Genomic DNA, 15,997 nt, shown 5'->3' on the forward strand with positions numbered 1-15,997 from the left:
CTTCAACGATCCCAGATATCTCGGATATTTCCCAATCTGCTGGGCTTTTTGAATCTGCGCAGGTCAAACACTTGCCGGGAATCGAAAGATGCGCCGCCTCCGCAGCCGGGACGGCGTGAGGTTCCCTCTTGGGGCCGAGGAGGAGGGCTCCGGGGGTTCCTAGCGTCGAATCATGCGACGTCATCCGCTTCTCGCCTACTTCGGGCTGGCCTACGCGATCAGCTGGATCGCCTGGCTCCCGTACCTCCTGTCGGCCGACGGCATCGGCGTGTTCGCCTACCGCGTGCCGTACTTACTCGGTGACGGCCAGCTCACCGGCGTCCTGCCGGGCGCCTACCTGGGTCCCCTGACCGCCGCCTTCCTGGTGACGGCCGTGACCGAGGGCCGCCCCGGGCTGCGGGCCTGGCGGCGGCGCCTGCTCACCTGGCGGGTCGGCGGGCGCTGGTACCTCTTCGCGCTGGTCGGCTTCCCCGCCGTGTGCCTGCTCGGCACGCTGGTGCTCCCGGGGGCGCGGATGGTGCTCCCGCCCCCGGGCGTGTGGGTCACCTACGCCGTCATGCTCGTGCTGCAGTTCCTCACCACGGGCCTGGCCGAGGAACCCGGCTGGCGCGACTTCGCCCTCCCCCGGATCCAGGAGCGCCACGGCCCCCTGGGCGGCACCCTCATCCTGGGCGTGCTGTGGGCGGGCTGGCACCTGCCGCTGTTCCTGACCGCATGGGCCGGGCCGGTGACGCCCCTGTCCCTGGTGCTGTTCACCGTCCTGGCCGTCGTGCTGAGCATCATCTTCACCTGGGTGTTCAACCGGGCCCGGCAGAGCCTGCCGCTGATCATGCTGCTGCACGGGACGTTCAACAACCTCTCGTCGGTGCTGGCGCCCGAGATGTTCCCCGGCATGGACCACCAGTGGAACTGGGGACCGGTCCTGGGCGCCGGCGCGCTGGCCGTCCTCATCGTGATCGCCACCAGAGGCCGCCTGGGCGCCCCCGCTCAGCCCGCGCAGGTCGCGCCCGCCTGAGGCACCTTCCCGTCCAGCAGGTACGCGTCCACGATGCCCTTCACGCACTTGCTGCCGGACAGGTAGGCGCCGTGCCCCTCCCCCTCGTACGTCACGAGCGTGGCGGTCTTGAGCTGCTCGGTCAGCTTCGGCGCCCACTCGTACGGCGTGGCCGGGTCGCCCTTGCCCCCCACCACCACGATCGGGGCCGACCCGGTGGCGTCCACGTGCCTGGCCTCGTCACTGCCCGGCACCGGCCAGACCGAGCACAACGACCCGGCTCCGGCGCTGCCGAACATCGGCGAGATCTTCAGCGCCGCCTCCTCGGTCTTCTTCAGCGTCGCCGCGTCGGGCCGCTCGGCCGTGTCCACGCAGGTGATCGCCGGGAAGCTGGTCATCTGGGTGGTGTACTTGCCGTCGGGCGAGCGCCCGGTGTAGGAGTCGGCCAGGTACATCAGCGCCGCGCCCTCGCCCTCCCTCATCGCCTGGTCCAGGGCGGACTCCAGGAACGGCCAGCTCAGCGCCGAGTACAGCGCCGCGGCGACGCCGGTCGAGGCCAGGCCCTGCGTGAGATCGCGGTTGCCGACCTTCAGCGGCTTGACGACCAGGCGGTCCATGAGCTTGTCCACGTTCTTGTTCGCCGCCTCGACGTTCGCGCCCAGCGCGCAGCCCTCCTGCATGCACGCCTTCAGGAAGCTCTCGTACGCCTTCTGGAAGCCGGCCGTCTGGACCAGGGTGCGCTGCTCGAAGGTGACGGTCGGGTCCAGCGGCGCGTCCAGGAGCATCCGGCCCACGTTGCCGGGGAACTCGGTGGCGTACATGGCGCCGAGATGCGTGCCGTACGACATGCCGAGGTAGTTGAGCTTCGCGTCACCCACCGCCGCGCGGATGCGGTCCATGTCGCGGGCGGCGCTGACGGTGCCGATGTAGGGCAGGACCTTGCCGGAGTCCTGCTCGCACAGCTTCGCGAACTTCTTGTTGGCCTCGTCGAGGGCGATGCTGGTCCGCTCGTTGGCGGGCAGCGTGTTCAGCGAGGTGAACTCGTCCATCTCCTTGCCGTCGCCGCAGCGCACCCCGGAGCTGCGCTCCACGCCCCTGGGGTCGAAGCTGACCAGGTCGTAGCGGGTGTTGAGGGTGCCGAACGACTTGGCCGCCTGGGCCAGCCCGTCGACGCCCGAGCCGCCGGGCCCGCCGAAGTTGAAGACGAGCGAGCCGATGCGTTTGGCCTTGTCGGTCGCCGGGACGCGGATGAGCGCCAGGTCGATCGTCCCGCCGTCCGGTTTGCCGTAGTCGAGCGGTACGGCCAGCTTGCCGCACTGCTGACTGGCGTCCTCCTTGGCGGGCGGCGCGCCGCCGGGCCGCATGATGTCCGTGCACGCGCCCCAGGTGATCCCCGTCGCCGACGGCGCCCCGGAAGGCGCGGAAGGCGCGGATATCTCGCGTTGCTGGGTGGCCTCGGCACAGGACGTGGACAGCACGGTCAGCGTGACGGCGGCGGCCAGGACGAGGCGCATAGACAGACCTTCCCCTCGAGTCTCAGGGGGAGGTAGTGCCCACAATACGCGACAAGGGCGAGGCGGCACGTACCCCTCCTGAACGTGCCGCCTCATCCTTCCTCACGAAGACACCGGCCGAATATGACGGCGCTCCCGGGAAAAAACTTCCCGGGAGCGCCAACTCGGCGTGTCAGACGCCCATGGACTCGGCGTCGTTGCTCTCCGCGCCACCGGCCTCGGTGACGCCGTTCTTCAGGTGGTAGCGCGCGATCGCCTCGCGCAGCACCTCACCGTCGAGCTCGCCGCGCTTGACGAGCCGGGTGAGCACGGCCAGCGTGATCGAGGCCGCGTCCACGTGGAAGTGGCGGCGCAGCGCCGAGCGCGTGTCGGACAGGCCGAACCCGTCGGTGCCCAGCGAGCTCCAGTCGCCCGGCACCCACTGCGCGATCTGGTCCGGCACCGCCTTCATGTAGTCGCTGACGCCCACGAACGGGCCCTGCGCGCCCGACAGCTTCTGCGTCACGTACGGCGCGCGCTGCTCGGCGTCGGGGTTGAGCAGGTTGTGCTCCTCGGCGGCCAGCGCGTCGCGGCGCAGCTCCGACCAGGAGGTGGCCGACCAGACGTCGGCCGACACGCCCCACTCCTCGGCCAGCAGGCGCTGGGCCTCCATGGCCCACGGCCCGGCCACGCCCGAGGCCAGGATGTTGGCCTTGGGCCCCTGCACCTGCGGCCCCTCGGCGAACTTGTACAGGCCCTTGAGCAGCCCCTCGACGTCGAGCCCGGCCGGCTCGGCGGGCTGGACGTACGGCTCGTTGTAGACGGTGAGGTAGTAGAAGATGTTCTCCTGCTCCTCGCCGTACATGCGGCGCAGGCCGTCCTTGACGATGTAGGCGGTCTCGTAGGCCCAGCTCGGGTCGTAGGAGACGGCCGCGGGGTTCGTCGAGGCGATGAGCGGCGTGTGGCCGTCCTCGTGCTGCAGGCCCTCGCCGTTCAGCGTGGTACGGCCGGCCGTGGCGCCCAGCAGGAAGCCGCGCGTCATCTGGTCGGCCATCTGCCACATCTGGTCGCCGGTGCGCTGCCAGCCGAACATCGAGTAGAAGATGTAGATCGGGATCATGTGCTCGCCGTGCGTGGCGTACGACGTGCCGACCGCCGTGGCCGAGGCCATCGAACCGGCCTCGTTGATGCCCTCGTGCAGGATCTGGCCCTGCTCGGACTCCTTGTACGACAGCAGCAGTTCCCGGTCGACGGCCTCGTAGGTCTGGCCGTGCGGGTTGTAGATCTTGGCGCTCGGGAACATCGCGTCCATGCCGAACGTGCGCGCCTCGTCGGGGATGATCGGCACGAACCGCTTGCCGATCTCCTTGTCCCGGATGAGGTCCTTGAGCAGGCGGACGAAGGCCATCGTGGTGGCCACCTGCTGCTTGCCCGAGCCCTTGGAGAACTGCGTGTAGACCTCGTCGCCGGGCAGCTTGAGCGCCTTGGCGCGGACCACGCGCTTGGGCAGCACGCCGCCGAGCGCCGCGCGGCGCTCCTTCATGTACTCGATCTCCGGGTCGTTCTCACCCGGGTGGAAGTACGGCGGCAGGTCGCCTTCCAGGGCCGAGTCCGGAATCGGCAGGTAGAGCCGGTCGCGGAACTCCTTGAGCTCGGCCTTGGTCATCTTCTTCATCTGGTGCGTGGCGTTGCGCGCCTCGAAGTCCTTGCCCAGGGTCCAGCCCTTGATGGTCTGGGCCAGGATGACCGTCGGCTGGCCGACGTGCTCGCGGGCCGCCTTGAAGGCCGCGTAGACCTTGCGATAGTCGTGGCCGCCGCGCGACAGCTTGCGGATGTCGTCGTCGGTGAGGTGCTCGACCATCTTGCGCAGGCGCGGGTCGCCGGCGAAGAAGTGCTCGCGGATGTACTCGCCGGACTCGACGGAGTAGGTCTGGAACTGGCCGTCGGGCGTGGTGTTCATCTGGTTGACCAGCACGCCGTCGACGTCGGCGGCCAGCAGCGGGTCCCAGTCACGGCCCCAGACGACCTTGATGACGTTCCAGCCGGCGCCGCGGAAGTACGACTCCAGCTCCTGGATGATCTTGCCGTTGCCGCGGACCGGGCCGTCGAGGCGCTGCAGGTTGCAGTTGATGACGAACGTGAGGTTGTCGAGCTCCTCACGGGCGGCCAGGCCGATCGCGCCCAGCGACTCCGGCTCGTCCATCTCGCCGTCGCCGAGGAAGGCCCACACGTGGCTGCGGCTGGTGTCCTTGAGCTGGCGGTTGAGCAGGTAGCGGTTGAACCGCGCCTGGTAGATCGCGCTGATCGGGCCCAGGCCCATGGAGACCGTGGGGAACTCCCAGAAGTCCGGCATGAGGCGCGGGTGCGGGTAGGAGGGCAGGCCGTGGAAGCCGTGGCTCAGCTCCTGGCGGAAGGCGTCGAGCTGGGCCTCGTTGAGGCGGCCCTCCAGGAAGGCGCGGGCGTAGATGCCGGGCGCGGCGTGACCCTGGAAGAAGACCTGGTCGCCGGACTCGCCGTGGTCCTTGCCGCGGAAGAAGTGGTTGAAGCCGACCTCGTACAGCGATGCGGCCGAGGCGTAGGTGGCGATGTGACCGCCCACGTTGGTGCGCGCGTTGGCGCGGGAGACCATGACCGCGGCGTTCCACCGGATGTACGCGCGGATGCGCCGCTCGACGTGCTCGTCGCCGGGGAACCAGGGTTCGCGCTCCGGCGGGATGGTGTTGATGTAGTCGGTGCTGCGCAGGCCCGGCACGCCGACCTGGTGTTCGCGGGCCCTTTCCAGCATGCGGAGCATCAGGTAGCGGGCGCGCGTGCGGCCCTCCGTCTTCACGACGTTGTCGAGCGACTCGAGCCACTCGTTGGTCTCGCTGGGGTCGACATCAGGCAGCTGGCTGGGTAGGCCGTCGCTGATGATCGAGAAACGCTGGCGTCCGGAAGCCACTGGGTCTCGCCTTCCGAGGTCTGATGTCTGGTCGTGGGTCGTCTTCCATCCTGGAGGCTTGCCGTAGAAAGTGCATCTCTACTGACGAGTAACCAGGACATCCCTGCTGGCAGGGCCCTGAGAGGTGGCCTAGACCACCGATGGTAGGACGAATCGCCACTTAGGTTACATCGGCCCAGCAATTTAACAAGACCAGAAAACCTACGAGATTTCCCGATATGGCGGGAGGTGGACCCCGGCGGCGCGGCTCCGCGATCGGCGCCCGCCGGTGCGGCGAGGGGCGGTGGCGGCGGCTTCGCCGTAAACCGGGGTTCGACCTGGGAATGGACGGGTCCCCGGTAATAGATCAAAAGCGGTTGATCATGAAATTGGTAACGTTTGGGTCAGGATTGAGGCTCGTCCCTCCGGGGTGGGCAATACCCCTCTTTCCCAAGCGCGCCTGCCGTACCAATGTGAGAGGTATGAACGCGACGGTAGGCGACCGGCTCCTTCTGCACGGCAACACCGTTGGCCAAAAGGACCGGCAAGGCGAGATCATCGAGGTCCGCGGCAACGACGGCGGGCCACCGTACATCGTACGATTCGAGGACGGGCACGAGGGGCTGGTGTTTCCCGGACCTGATGCGGTCGTTGTGCCTCAGTAGGATTTCCCTGTGGAATCCCAGATCATCTCGCTGACCACCGGGTCGCGCGAGACGGTGCACGACATCACCCCGCAGTGCGCGGAGTTCGTGCGCGAGCAGGGCGGCGACGGCCTCTTGCACGTCTTCGTCCCGCACGCCACGGCCGGCGTGGCGCTGATCGAGCTCGGCGCGGGCAGCGACGACGACCTGCTGTCCGCCCTGGCCGACCTGCTGCCCGCCGACGACCGCTGGCGGCACGCGCACGGCACGCGCGGCCACGGCAGATCGCATGTCATGCCCGCGCTGATTCCGCCCTACGCGACGGTGCCCGTCCTCGGGGGACGGCTCGCGCTGGGCACCTGGCAATCGATATCAATCGTTGACCTGAACGTCGACAACCGTGAACGCCGGGTTCGTCTGTCGTTTTTGTCGGGTTGATTCGGACGGTCCTGTCGCCGTACCCGTGGCGACCGTTGACGACTGAGGGTCACAGCGTGTGGACTGTCCCGAAGCGATAAACCGCAAAAGCGGGGTCACTCAAGCAGGAGGGATAAACGTGAGCGCGACCGCGGGTCAGGCGCAGGGCGAGCGCGGCCTGGCCGAACGACTCGGTCTCAAGCCGGGTCAGGTGGTGCAGGAGATCGGTTGGGACGAGGACACCGACGACGAACTTCGTTCGTCCATCGAGAACCTGACCGGCAGTGAGTTGCTCGATGAGGACAGCGACGATGTCGTGGACGTGGTGCTGCTGTGGTGGCGCGACGGCGACGGCGACCTCTTCGACGCTCTGAGCGATGCCATGCGATCTCTCGCAGAGGGCGGCCAGATCTGGCTGCTGACTCCCAAGGCCGGGCGCGACGGCCACGTGGAGCCGAGCGACATCGGGGAGGATGCCGCTACCGCGGGTCTTTCGCAGACGAGCAGCATCTCCGCCGCACCCGACTGGTCGGGGACCAGACTCGTCACGCCCAGCAAGGGCCGACGCTAAGGGAGCCTGAGCGCCTGCCATCATGGCTGTGTGAACGCAGTGGTGGGCGCCCTTGCTCCAGACTTCGAACTCCAGGACCAGCACGGCACCCCCGTCAAGCTCTCCGGCTTCCGGGGCCGCCGGGTCGTGCTGGTCTTCTATCCGCTGGCCTTCACCAACGTCTGCAACAGCGAACTGTCGGCGTTGCAGGACTTCGCGGCGGACGCGCACATCCTGACCGTCTCAGTGGACTCCGTGTTCACCCACCGTGCATGGGCGGACCAAGAGGGCTATACATTCCCACTGCTGTCAGATTTCTGGCCACACGGACAGGTCGCGCGGGCGTACGGTGTGTTCGATGAGGCGAAGGGGCTCGCTCAGCGGGGGACCTTCATCATCGACGGCGACGGCGTGATCCGCTGGTCGATCGTGAACCCGATCGGCACGGCACGTGACGTGGCCGACTACGCAAAGGCACTCGCCGAGATTTCGTGACGACGGAGGATGCGATGCCCTGCTATCGCTGCGGGGCCCGGCAGACGGACCCGGTGCGCGGCGCGAGCCCGTGGAAGCGCGGGGTACGCGACGAGTCGCAGGTGCTCATCTGCCCGGACTGCCAGCGCCTGCACGACCTCGACCTCGACACCTGCGCCACGTGCGGGTCCAACGCGCTGATCTGCAGGCTGGGCGAGGTCGAATGCCGCTCCTGTGGTTCGGTACGGCAGGCGCGCTCGGCCGGCCTCCTGACCCCCGAGGCTCCGCCCGGCTTGTCCGCCGAGGTGGAGGCGGCGTTGAACCGGGTGCTGGGCCGTACATGAGCCAGCGATTTTTCCGGACATATGCTGAGCTGCGCTATCGTCTCCTTTCGTGTCCGCAATGAGTTCGTTCGTTGTCGCGCTCGACGTCGGTGGCACGTCCATGAAGGGCGGCCTGGTCAGCGAGTCCGGCGTCGTCCTCCTGACCGAGCGCCGCCCGACCCCGCGCGAAGACGGCCCCGCCGCAGTCGTGACGGCCATCCGCGACTTCATCAGCCACCTGGCCGCCTCCGGCGACGGCATCCCCGCAGGCGTCGGCCTGGCGGTCCCGGGCCTGGTCTCGGAGAACTCAGCCCTGTACTCGGCCAACATCGGCTGGCGTGACGTCCCCGCCGCCGACTTCACCGCCCTCGACGTCCCGGTCCGCCTGGGCCACGACGTCCAGACGGGCGGCCTGGCGGAAAGCGTCCTGGGCGCGGGCAGAGGCGTCGACGACTTCCTCTTCCTGCCCATAGGCACAGGCATAGCCGGCGCCCTGATCCTCCGCGGCGAGCCCTACGGCGGCGCCTCGGGCTGGGGCGGCGAAATCGGCCACATCCCGGTCTTCCCCGACGGCGAACAATGCGCCTGCGGCCAGTTCGGCTGCCTGGAAACCTACGCCTCGGCCGCCTCGGTAGGCCGCCGCTACAGCCAACGAGCCAACGTCTCCGGCGTGAAGGCGGAAGAGGTAGTGGCCTCCGACGACCCGATAGCGGTAGAGGTCTGGGACGAAGCCGTAGAAGCCCTGTCCCTGGCCCTGGCCACCTACACGCTCCTCCTGGACCCCACCATGATCGTCCTGGGCGGCGGCCTGGCCGAAGCGGGCCCCGCCTTGTTCGACCCCGTCCGCACCCGACTGGTCAAGCGCCTGGCCTTCCGCGACGCCCCACCCCTGCTCCCCGCCGCCCTGGGCGTGGACGCCGGCATGCTCGGCGCCTCCCTCCTGGGCTGGCGCGCCGCCGGCCGCCCGGAGATCGGGGCAGGCTGGACGGTCAATGTGCGCTCGGCACCGTTGGTGTCGTAAGGTGTAGTGCCGTTCAGGACGATTAGCTCAGCGGTAGAGCACTCGCCTTACAAGCGAGGGGTCACTGGTTCGAACCCAGTATCGTCCACCTGCACATACATGCCCCGCAGCGATCATGCTGCGGGGCTTTCATGCCATTAGCGTGCCATTAGGCGGGGTTGATCATCGCGTCCATGGCGTTGGCGATCCTGCGGTCGGCCTCCGCCGTACCGTGCTGGTAGATCAGCGCGGCGCGGACCGAGTCGTGGCCCATGCGGTCCATGAGGTCTCTCAGGCTTGCGCCCGTACTGGCCGCGATCGTGTTGCCCGTGTGGCGGAGATCGTGGAAGTGGAGGTCTGGGAAACCGATCTTCTTGGTGTTCTCATCCCACTTGGCCGCGCGACGGAAGTTGCTGCGGCGCAGGATGCCGCCTCTTGCTCCGGTGAAGATGAGGGCGTCGTCTTCGTCGGCCACGAACGTGTCCACGTGCTCTTGGAGTTCGGGGATGATCGCTGATGGGAAGGCCACGGTCCGGACGCCCGCGCGGGACTTGGGCGGGCCGACCAGCAGTTCGCCGGTGTCAAGTTCGACATGTTGTTGCCGAACGCTGACGGTGCCAGCCTTGAGGTTCAGGTCCTTGCGGCGAAGTGCCGCGACCTCACCCCACCGCAGACTCGCGAAGGTGGCGAGCAGGATCAAGGCAAGGAAGCGCTTAGGCACAAGCTTGGCCAGCTCGAACACCTTGGCTACGGGGAGGGTCGGCCGCTCCTCCGGCTTCTCCTCACCGGCACCCCGAATGCGGCACGGATTGCGCGGGATGACTCGATCGTCGGCCGCCGTCATGAGGACGGCTCGCAGGAACCTGTACGCCTTAGCTATCTCGGATTGACCGACGCCCTTGGCCTCCAGCGTTGCCCGCCACTCACGGACCGCCGCCGTGTCGAGCTTCGCAAGAGTGACGTTGCCGAGGTACGGCCTGATGAGGCGCCGGAGGAGCCCTTTGTAGATCTCGACCGTACGTGGACGCAGGCCGATCCGCTCGGCGATCCACTTGGTCGCGTACTTGTCCAGCTTGACCTTCGCCCGTTGAGGGTCGCTCCAGTTGCCAGTGATCAACGAGGCTTCGACCAGCGCGAGAGCCTGCTCGGCCATGTCTTCACGCTCATAGGTCGTCTCCCCCGGACGTAGGTTGCCGTCTGGCCCCGGATACCGGATCTGGAATCGCCCGGAGGGGAGCTTGCGGATACTCCCGAACCGGCGCTTGCCCGGCTTGTTCGCCATCACGCTGCCCTGCTCTGCTTGGTTGCCGAAAGGGCTTGGCAGCTTGTGGCGGCTTCGAGTTCGCGGAGGTGCGCGCGCCAGCGTTGGCGTTGGTGGATGGAGTGCAGGAGACGCACCGTCAGCGGGGCCAGATTGGCGTCTCCGGCTGGTACAGGGGTCCAGAGGTATCGGTGAGGGTCGGTGGGCTCGTCGGGTTGGCCGAGGGCTTCCAGGACCCAGGTGCGGCGGTCTTGCCTGTGCTCGGCGAGGGTCTTGTTGCTCCACTTGCGGGAGACCAGGACGCGGCGTCCGGCGTAGCCGAGGTGTTCGGGTTTGTGAGCTTTGGAGCGGCATTGGCCGGGAGTCATCCCCCGCCGGGCGTTTTTGGGCTGCACGCCGTACCTGAGCCAGTTGGGGCAGGTCGGTGAGCAGGGTTCGAAGCGCAGGGCGTCGACGAAGCGGGCCGCGTGGTCGCGCTGGGCCTGGCTGTCTGGGGTCTGTCCGAGCGACTTCGTGAGGTACTTGGACAGGTAGCGAATGGTCTGGTCGGCGTCCGGGGTGCCGGCGAGGACGCCTTTGACGTCGATCTGGTCACCGAAGCGGATGACGTGCTGGGGTTCTTCGAGCTGGTCGAGGGCTTCATCCCACGTGGGTAGGACTTCGCCGGTCGCCTTGTCGATGTACCCGGCTGTCTCGTCCCACACCGGGACATGGTCGAGGGGTTCGTCTGCCTGTGGCCACCACACTTGGTGGTAGGTGGCGGCGGCTATCTGCTTCATCTCGGCGCGGGGAAGTGTCCCGCGGATTGCCATGTGCAGGTGTGGGGCGAGGCGCCTTTGGGGCTCGACAGTGGCGAAGTACTGGACGTCGTACCCGGCCACGCGGCGCAGGTTCTGCACGAAGCGGTCCACCAGCTTGGAGAAGTGCAGCGCGTCACGGGCAGCGCGCCGCTAGTTGTAGGTGTCGGGGTCAACGGGGGTCCCGTTAAGAACCTTGCCGTAGGACGGCAGGGTCAGGGTGACGAAGAGCGACGGCCGGTAGGACTTACCGTCCCCGGATTCGAAGGCCCGCCCCAAGGTGGTGGCGGCCATCTTCCGCTTGGGCAGGTCGGGGGCGTCCTGACGTCGCTTGGTGGTGCGGTTGCGCTTGATGGTGGTGCGGCCGACTACGTTGCCACGCATACCCGCTCGGTTGATCTCGGCGTCGAGTTCAGTGATGGCCTGGTCCCAGTCGGCCGCCTCGTCTTCATCGGTGGCGCAGTCGCGGCGCGCTTGCAGGTCGGCACGGAACTCAACCAGCCAGCGCTGATTCTCGGTAGCGGGAGCGGGGTCAGTGATGGGCTCGTGCTCCAGGTGCCACCCTTCTCGGCACTGGGCCATCCGCAAGAAACGGTTGCGTCGAGCGCAGGGACCGCACTTGCTGTCGAGCGTGGCGCCGCATGGGACGTCGATGATGTCGCTCTTGCCGGTGCGGATGTCGAGCCGTTTGAGGGCGACGGGCCGGATGCAGACGCCGTGCAGCTTGGCGATCTCTTCGACCACCTCGCGCGCCAGAGGCTGGGCCAGCCGAACGACACGGGGCGTACGGGGAACTGTCATAGGCCACTCCCCCGGTCAGTCACGGCGGTCTGGCCGCATTCGCGGCACTCGGCGGTTCCGGCGTCCAGGTCGAGCCAAAGCGTGTTCTCGGTGTGGCAGCAGGCGCAGGTCAGACCGTCGAGGAAGAAGGCGGTGAGCTTCATGCCCGCCCCCGCTCGTCGAGTGGTGCCATGTCTGCCTGGAGCCGGTACAGGTCCCGGTACGGGTGCCGCAGGATGCGCGGGTGGAAGAGGGTGAAGAGAGTCAGGCGGGGCAGGTGGTTGAGGCCGAGCAGGATGAGGGTGGGTCGTCCGGCGACGTGTTCGAGTTCGTCGGAGGTGCCCAGGAAGGAGACCTTCATGCCGCACCACCGCTTTTCACGAAGGTGGTGACCATGGCGCGGATGTCGGCATCGGAGACGAACGCGGCCCGCACGCGAACCGGGTCAGGGCTGGTTTCGAGCCGAACGTAGCCGACCCCGGCACCCAGCTCCGGGGTGGAGGAAATCTGGTCGGCCAGGGCGCCCCGGTCGCGGGCACCGTCGCCGAGGACCATGTCCACCTGCTCGGACTCGTCCAACCTGAGGGCGATCTTGTCGGGGAACAGGTTGCGAATGTTCATGACCTCCTTGCGCGGGTCCTGCAATGCGGCCATGACCCCGACGCCGACCGCACGCCCTTGTGTGGTGAGGGTGGCCAGTGCGGCGGAGATGCGGCGTTTGAGGTCGCGGTCTTGCTGGTAGGCGGTCAGGAATGCCACCTCGTCCACCACGACCAGGACGAACGGATCCTCTTCGGTAGGGGTGTGGGTGCGCTGGACGCCGGCCAGCCGTGCCGCGCGTTCCTGCATGAGGGTGACGGCGGCGTCGAGGAGGTCGGCGCAGGCTTCGGGGGTGGCTGCGTAGTGGCCGCCGAACAGCGGCTTGCCGTATGACAGCTCCATCAGTTTCGGGTCGAGTGCCCAGATCTGGACCAGGCCGGCGGCCAGGGCTGGGAGGAGGGCGCGGATGACTGACCAGATGATGGAGCCTTTGCCTGCGCCGGTGGCTCCGGAGATCAAGATGTGGGTGCCGAGGAATTTCAGTGTCCACGGGGTGCCGTCTTCACGCTTGCCGATCTCCACCGGCCCGAGCGTTGGCGCGGCCGGGATGGCCAGGGCTGGGAGTGGGGTGGCGAGGGGGTCGTGGCGGGGGAAGGTGAGCAGCACGTGGCCGCTCTTCAGGACAGCGACGCGGCACGTGACGGAGCCGAAGCCGTGCGCGAGTTGCTCGGTGCGGTCGGACCAGTCCTTGACGGCCTGGCCGTTGAGCACGCGGGCGGTGACCTGGTCGGCCCACGACGTGCAAGTGACCTTGCCGAGCTTGGGCAGGTAGTCGCGGCCGCGCAGGTGGCGGCCGAGCCCGGAGACGATCATGACGGGTTGCCAGTGCCGCCGATACACCCAGATCAGCCGCCACCAGGCCAGCAGCCGATAGCCGACGTGCCGGGCGAAGGTGGTCCGATCCAGCAGCGCCCAGGCGATCAGCCCGGACACCGGTGGGGCGAGCAGTAGGAGCGCGACGCGCCAGCCGTACAGGACGGTTAAGACGACCGGCGCGACGATCAAGAAGACCGCGATGGGGTGACGCCAGGTGGTGCGAACCAGGCTGGAGAGCATCCGCCAGACCAGGACGAGGATCGTGAGAATAGCGGGGGTCTTGACGACGGCCGGTTTGAAGACGATGGCCGTATCGGGGGTGGTGGAGACGAGGTTGTGTGTCTCGTCCCCGGGGAGCTTGCGGAACATAAGCTGGTGGCCTCTCGTGATGATGCAGTCAGGGGAGAAGATCGGGGGCCGCCGGAAGTTGCCGCTTCCAGCGGCCCCACCTCTCATCAGCCAGCCGCGTCCGGGGTGAGCGCGACGACGGGGGTGTCGGCGGTGTTTTGAGTGGCGTGCAGGCGTTCGCAGTCGGCCAGGTAGCGCGCAGCCGAGTCGGCGAGCGTGCGGGCGATGCTCAGGTCGGTGTCGGTGACCGGTCCGCTGGTGGACAGGGAGACGTCCGCCTCGCGACTTCTGATCGACAGCAGCGGCCGCCGATCGTCGAGGACGCTGTTACGGATCCACAGGTCGTTGCTGTGGAAGGTGATGTTGAGGTGGGGCGTCTCGTCCGGGGTCATGGTGAGGGTCACGTAGGTGTAGGGACCGAGGTCGATGCTCATGCGGCGATCTCCTTCGCCTGATGGATGCGGGACTCGATGGCCAGGGCGTAGCGGGTGGCGGCCGCCGCGAGCTGACGAGCGAACGCCAGGTCAGCGTGGGTGGGCGGGCCGTCGCTGGTGAGCAGGACGGACGTGGCGCCGCAGTCCAGGGCCAGGACCGGCGAGCGGTAGGGATACGGGTGGCAGGTGGCGCGTGCTTCCTGGCCAGTGGTCAGCCGGATGACGCTGCGGCGCGGGCTGCGGCGGCGGGTCATACGGCGTTCTCCCGGACCGGCTTCGGTGCGGCCGGCCGTACGGCGGTCATCTCGCGCACCCGGATCGAGTAGGCGAGCCGCCCGTTGGCGTTGACGTAGGGGGTGACGGTGATGTGGTCGAACCGGACTGGGGTGAACGGCATCCCCGGCATCGCGGGCGGCGGTACCGGCTGAACCGACGCGAGGATCTTGACCGCGACGGTCTTCTGCGCGGCCTTGACGGCCGGGTCGGCGTCCATGACCGCGACCTGCCAGACCGGCTCTTGCGTCTGCTTGTCACGTGCCTGGACGAACCGGCCGTTGGTCGAGGCGTCGAAGTCCTTGACCGGTTCGACGTCCCCGACCAGGTAGCAGCCGTGGGGGAAGAGCATCTCGTAGGTGACGGGGATCGGACCTTGCAGAGCCATAACGGCTCCCCTCTTGAGAGACAGTCACTTAACCTATCAAGTGCTAATCTGAGATTAGGTCACTCAACTTGGTAGGTCAAGTGCCCTGGAGAGGGTGACGGCGATCTAACCGTTGCGATAGATAGACGGGGTGCCTACGCGAGGAGTTGCCCGTTGTACGTGAGGTTCCAGAGCCCGACGCCCAACCAACGCGGGACCTATCCGGGCGTGTTCGGGTTGGTGAACAGTCTCGCCTTTGAGGGTGAGCTAACCGAGGCGGAAGAGAAGTTTCGGCGTAGCAGCAACGACTGGTACAACGCCAACTTCACCAACCCCTCCGACGAGGACCCCACGGTCTACGACCGCGCGCTGAACCCCGGAGCTGCCGCCTGGTTCAAGAGGTCTGCGGCGCATCTCATCGACCGCGTGACTGGGTACCTGGAGATCCTCAAAGCCCATGACGTGCCATGCGTGCGCGTCGAGTCCTCAGATCCAGGAAGGGTGATCTACGAAGACGCCGACCAAGTGGTGGTTGTCCCCTACGAGACCGGGTACGCGTCCTCCAGCTCGTGACGGTCGGCGGGAAGAAGCACTTCCACCACCAGAAGCGATTGCCCGGTGGCGTCCCGGACAGCGCCGAAGACCGCCAGCAAGGGCACGTTCTTCGGCATGCCGAGCTGCTTGACCTCACCGGCCGTGGGCATGCGGGCGGTGATCTGCTCCATCACGTGGTCGAAGCGCACACCCTTGCGCGCCTGTAGATGCTCCCGAAGCCCCTGCGGCAGCGGTTCGGTACTGGTCAGGTCGGTGCCCTGTGACAACTCCGACGCCATCCACACCGAGACGACCTCAGAGGCTTCACCATCCCGGGTGACCACACGTCGCCGCAAGAACGCCTTGCTCTTGGGCTCCAGCTCCAACAGCGCCGCCACCCGATGAGGTACGACAACCGCCCCCACCTCAACCACCTCACCCGAGGACTCGGTCTCAGGCGTCACTAGATACGCCTGACCCGGACGAGACCGCTCAACCGAGGACATCGCAGGCCGGCCACGCACGAAACGCCCCTTGCCCTGCTGAGACTCGATCCAGCCGTCCTCCCGCAACACCCGCAAAGCAGCAACGACAGTAGGCCGCGAAACGCCGAACTCCTGTATGAGCTGGTGTTCGCTGGGAAGCAGCGACCCCGGCGGGTAGTCGCCGGCTTCAATACGCCGCTTGAGAGTCTGCACAAGCTGCGCATACTTCGGCGGCACGGACTCAAGTGGCATCATGACCGTCCTACACCCAACAGGTTGTTTTACCAAGTTGGAGGGTAACTCCCCCACGCCATACCTGTCTACATACCTGTACGGCAACAACGAGAAGACCCCGGCAGACAGGCCCCTCGCTACGGGTTGGGCCACGGGGGGAAGCACCATGTCACTGTCTGCCGGGGTAGTAAAAGGCGCGACGAGGCAGTCAACGTGACCCAGCTGAGACCCGTCCCTCCTGGTAGGGCTCATC

At 67.4% G+C, this 15,997-nt stretch carries 18 protein-coding genes, 1 tRNA gene and 1 pseudogene; 9 read left to right on the plus strand and 11 right to left on the minus strand.

The window, feature by feature from the left end; translation table 11 throughout:
* Window positions 1-172: 172 nt before the first annotated feature.
* Complete coding sequence (locus FVE25_RS10675; RefSeq protein WP_157246241.1) at window positions 173-1,015, plus strand: CPBP family intramembrane glutamic endopeptidase; 843 nt, start codon at window positions 173-175, stop codon at window positions 1,013-1,015.
* Here FVE25_RS10675 and FVE25_RS10680 read toward each other — a convergent pair.
* Both FVE25_RS10680 and aceE read right to left on the minus strand, forming a co-directional pair.
* Window positions 988-2,508 (minus strand): alpha/beta hydrolase, encoded by a 1,521-nt coding sequence (locus FVE25_RS10680; RefSeq protein ID WP_157246242.1) that lies wholly within the window; start codon window positions 2,506-2,508, stop codon window positions 988-990. The two genes, FVE25_RS10675 and FVE25_RS10680, sit on opposite strands and share 28 nt — an antisense overlap.
* Before the next feature lie 172 nt (window positions 2,509-2,680).
* Window positions 2,681-5,428, minus strand: a complete 2,748-nt coding sequence (aceE, locus tag FVE25_RS10685) for a pyruvate dehydrogenase (acetyl-transferring), homodimeric type (protein ID WP_157246243.1) — start codon at window positions 5,426-5,428, stop codon at window positions 2,681-2,683.
* Window positions 5,429-5,889: 461 nt separating this feature from the next.
* Between aceE and FVE25_RS10690 the strand changes: the two genes are divergently transcribed.
* The 7 genes from FVE25_RS10690 to FVE25_RS10720 all read left to right on the plus strand — a co-directional run bounded on the left by FVE25_RS10690 (window position 5,890) and on the right by FVE25_RS10720 (window position 8,924).
* The gene (locus FVE25_RS10690; protein ID WP_157246244.1) at window positions 5,890-6,072 is read left to right on the plus strand and encodes a DUF1918 domain-containing protein; all 183 of its coding nucleotides are present in this window, start codon (window positions 5,890-5,892) and stop codon (window positions 6,070-6,072) included.
* A 9-nt stretch (window positions 6,073-6,081) separates the two neighbouring features.
* On the plus strand, window positions 6,082-6,489 hold the full coding sequence (locus FVE25_RS10695; RefSeq protein ID WP_157246245.1) for a secondary thiamine-phosphate synthase enzyme YjbQ: 408 nt from the start codon (window positions 6,082-6,084) through the stop codon (window positions 6,487-6,489).
* A 118-nt stretch (window positions 6,490-6,607) separates the two neighbouring features.
* A complete protein-coding gene (locus FVE25_RS10700) occupies window positions 6,608-7,039 on the plus strand; it encodes a DUF3052 domain-containing protein (RefSeq protein ID WP_157246246.1) in 432 nt (143 codons plus the stop codon).
* A 30-nt stretch (window positions 7,040-7,069) separates the two neighbouring features.
* Window positions 7,070-7,513, plus strand: coding sequence for a peroxiredoxin (locus FVE25_RS10705; protein ID WP_157246247.1), 444 nt, complete (start codon window positions 7,070-7,072; stop codon window positions 7,511-7,513).
* Between the two features lie 14 nt (window positions 7,514-7,527).
* A complete protein-coding gene (locus tag FVE25_RS10710; RefSeq protein WP_157246248.1) occupies window positions 7,528-7,836 on the plus strand; it encodes a hypothetical protein in 309 nt (102 codons plus the stop codon).
* Between the two features lie 58 nt (window positions 7,837-7,894).
* Window positions 7,895-8,836: an ROK family protein gene (locus FVE25_RS10715; protein WP_157246249.1), complete on the plus strand. Its 942-nt coding sequence runs from the start codon at window positions 7,895-7,897 to the stop codon at window positions 8,834-8,836.
* A 16-nt stretch (window positions 8,837-8,852) separates the two neighbouring features.
* Window positions 8,853-8,924, plus strand: a tRNA-Val gene (locus FVE25_RS10720).
* A 60-nt stretch (window positions 8,925-8,984) separates the two neighbouring features.
* Here FVE25_RS10720 and FVE25_RS10725 read toward each other — a convergent pair.
* The 8 genes and pseudogenes from FVE25_RS10725 to FVE25_RS10760 all read right to left on the minus strand — a co-directional run bounded on the left by FVE25_RS10725 (window position 8,985) and on the right by FVE25_RS10760 (window position 14,512).
* Window positions 8,985-10,097 carry a tyrosine-type recombinase/integrase gene (locus FVE25_RS10725; protein ID WP_157246635.1) on the minus strand — a complete coding sequence of 371 codons (1,113 nt, stop codon included), beginning with the start codon at window positions 10,095-10,097 and terminating at the stop codon, window positions 8,985-8,987.
* Window positions 10,097-11,674, minus strand: a pseudogene (locus FVE25_RS10730) (replication initiator). Before FVE25_RS10730 ends, FVE25_RS10725 begins: the two are co-directional and overlap by 1 nt.
* The gene (locus FVE25_RS10735; RefSeq protein ID WP_157246250.1) at window positions 11,671-11,817 is read right to left on the minus strand and encodes a hypothetical protein; all 147 of its coding nucleotides are present in this window, start codon (window positions 11,815-11,817) and stop codon (window positions 11,671-11,673) included. Before FVE25_RS10735 ends, FVE25_RS10730 begins: the two are co-directional and overlap by 4 nt.
* Complete coding sequence (locus tag FVE25_RS10740; RefSeq protein ID WP_157246251.1) at window positions 11,814-12,014, minus strand: hypothetical protein; 201 nt, start codon at window positions 12,012-12,014, stop codon at window positions 11,814-11,816. Before FVE25_RS10740 ends, FVE25_RS10735 begins: the two co-directional genes overlap by 4 nt.
* Window positions 12,011-13,438 (minus strand): FtsK/SpoIIIE domain-containing protein, encoded by a 1,428-nt coding sequence (locus FVE25_RS10745; protein ID WP_157246252.1) that lies wholly within the window; start codon window positions 13,436-13,438, stop codon window positions 12,011-12,013. Before FVE25_RS10745 ends, FVE25_RS10740 begins: the two co-directional genes overlap by 4 nt.
* 86 nt (window positions 13,439-13,524) lie before the next feature.
* Window positions 13,525-13,851 (minus strand): hypothetical protein, encoded by a 327-nt coding sequence (locus FVE25_RS10750; protein WP_157246253.1) that lies wholly within the window; start codon window positions 13,849-13,851, stop codon window positions 13,525-13,527.
* The gene (locus FVE25_RS10755; protein ID WP_157246254.1) at window positions 13,848-14,105 is read right to left on the minus strand and encodes a hypothetical protein; all 258 of its coding nucleotides are present in this window, start codon (window positions 14,103-14,105) and stop codon (window positions 13,848-13,850) included. Before FVE25_RS10755 ends, FVE25_RS10750 begins: the two co-directional genes overlap by 4 nt.
* Complete coding sequence (locus tag FVE25_RS10760; RefSeq protein ID WP_157246255.1) at window positions 14,102-14,512, minus strand: plasmid replication, integration and excision activator; 411 nt, start codon at window positions 14,510-14,512, stop codon at window positions 14,102-14,104. Before FVE25_RS10760 ends, FVE25_RS10755 begins: the two co-directional genes overlap by 4 nt.
* 159 nt (window positions 14,513-14,671) lie before the next feature.
* Between FVE25_RS10760 and FVE25_RS10765 the strand changes: the two genes are divergently transcribed.
* Window positions 14,672-15,064: a hypothetical protein gene (locus FVE25_RS10765; protein ID WP_246266953.1), complete on the plus strand. Its 393-nt coding sequence runs from the start codon at window positions 14,672-14,674 to the stop codon at window positions 15,062-15,064.
* Here the strand turns inward: FVE25_RS10765 and FVE25_RS10770 are convergent.
* Window positions 15,031-15,765, minus strand: coding sequence for a GntR family transcriptional regulator (locus tag FVE25_RS10770; protein ID WP_219825418.1), 735 nt, complete (start codon window positions 15,763-15,765; stop codon window positions 15,031-15,033). The two genes, FVE25_RS10765 and FVE25_RS10770, sit on opposite strands and share 34 nt — an antisense overlap.
* Window positions 15,766-15,997: the final 232 nt, after the last annotated feature.

Source organism: Nonomuraea typhae (assembly GCF_009760925.1).
GTDB classification, from domain to species: domain Bacteria; phylum Actinomycetota; class Actinomycetes; order Streptosporangiales; family Streptosporangiaceae; genus Nonomuraea; species Nonomuraea typhae.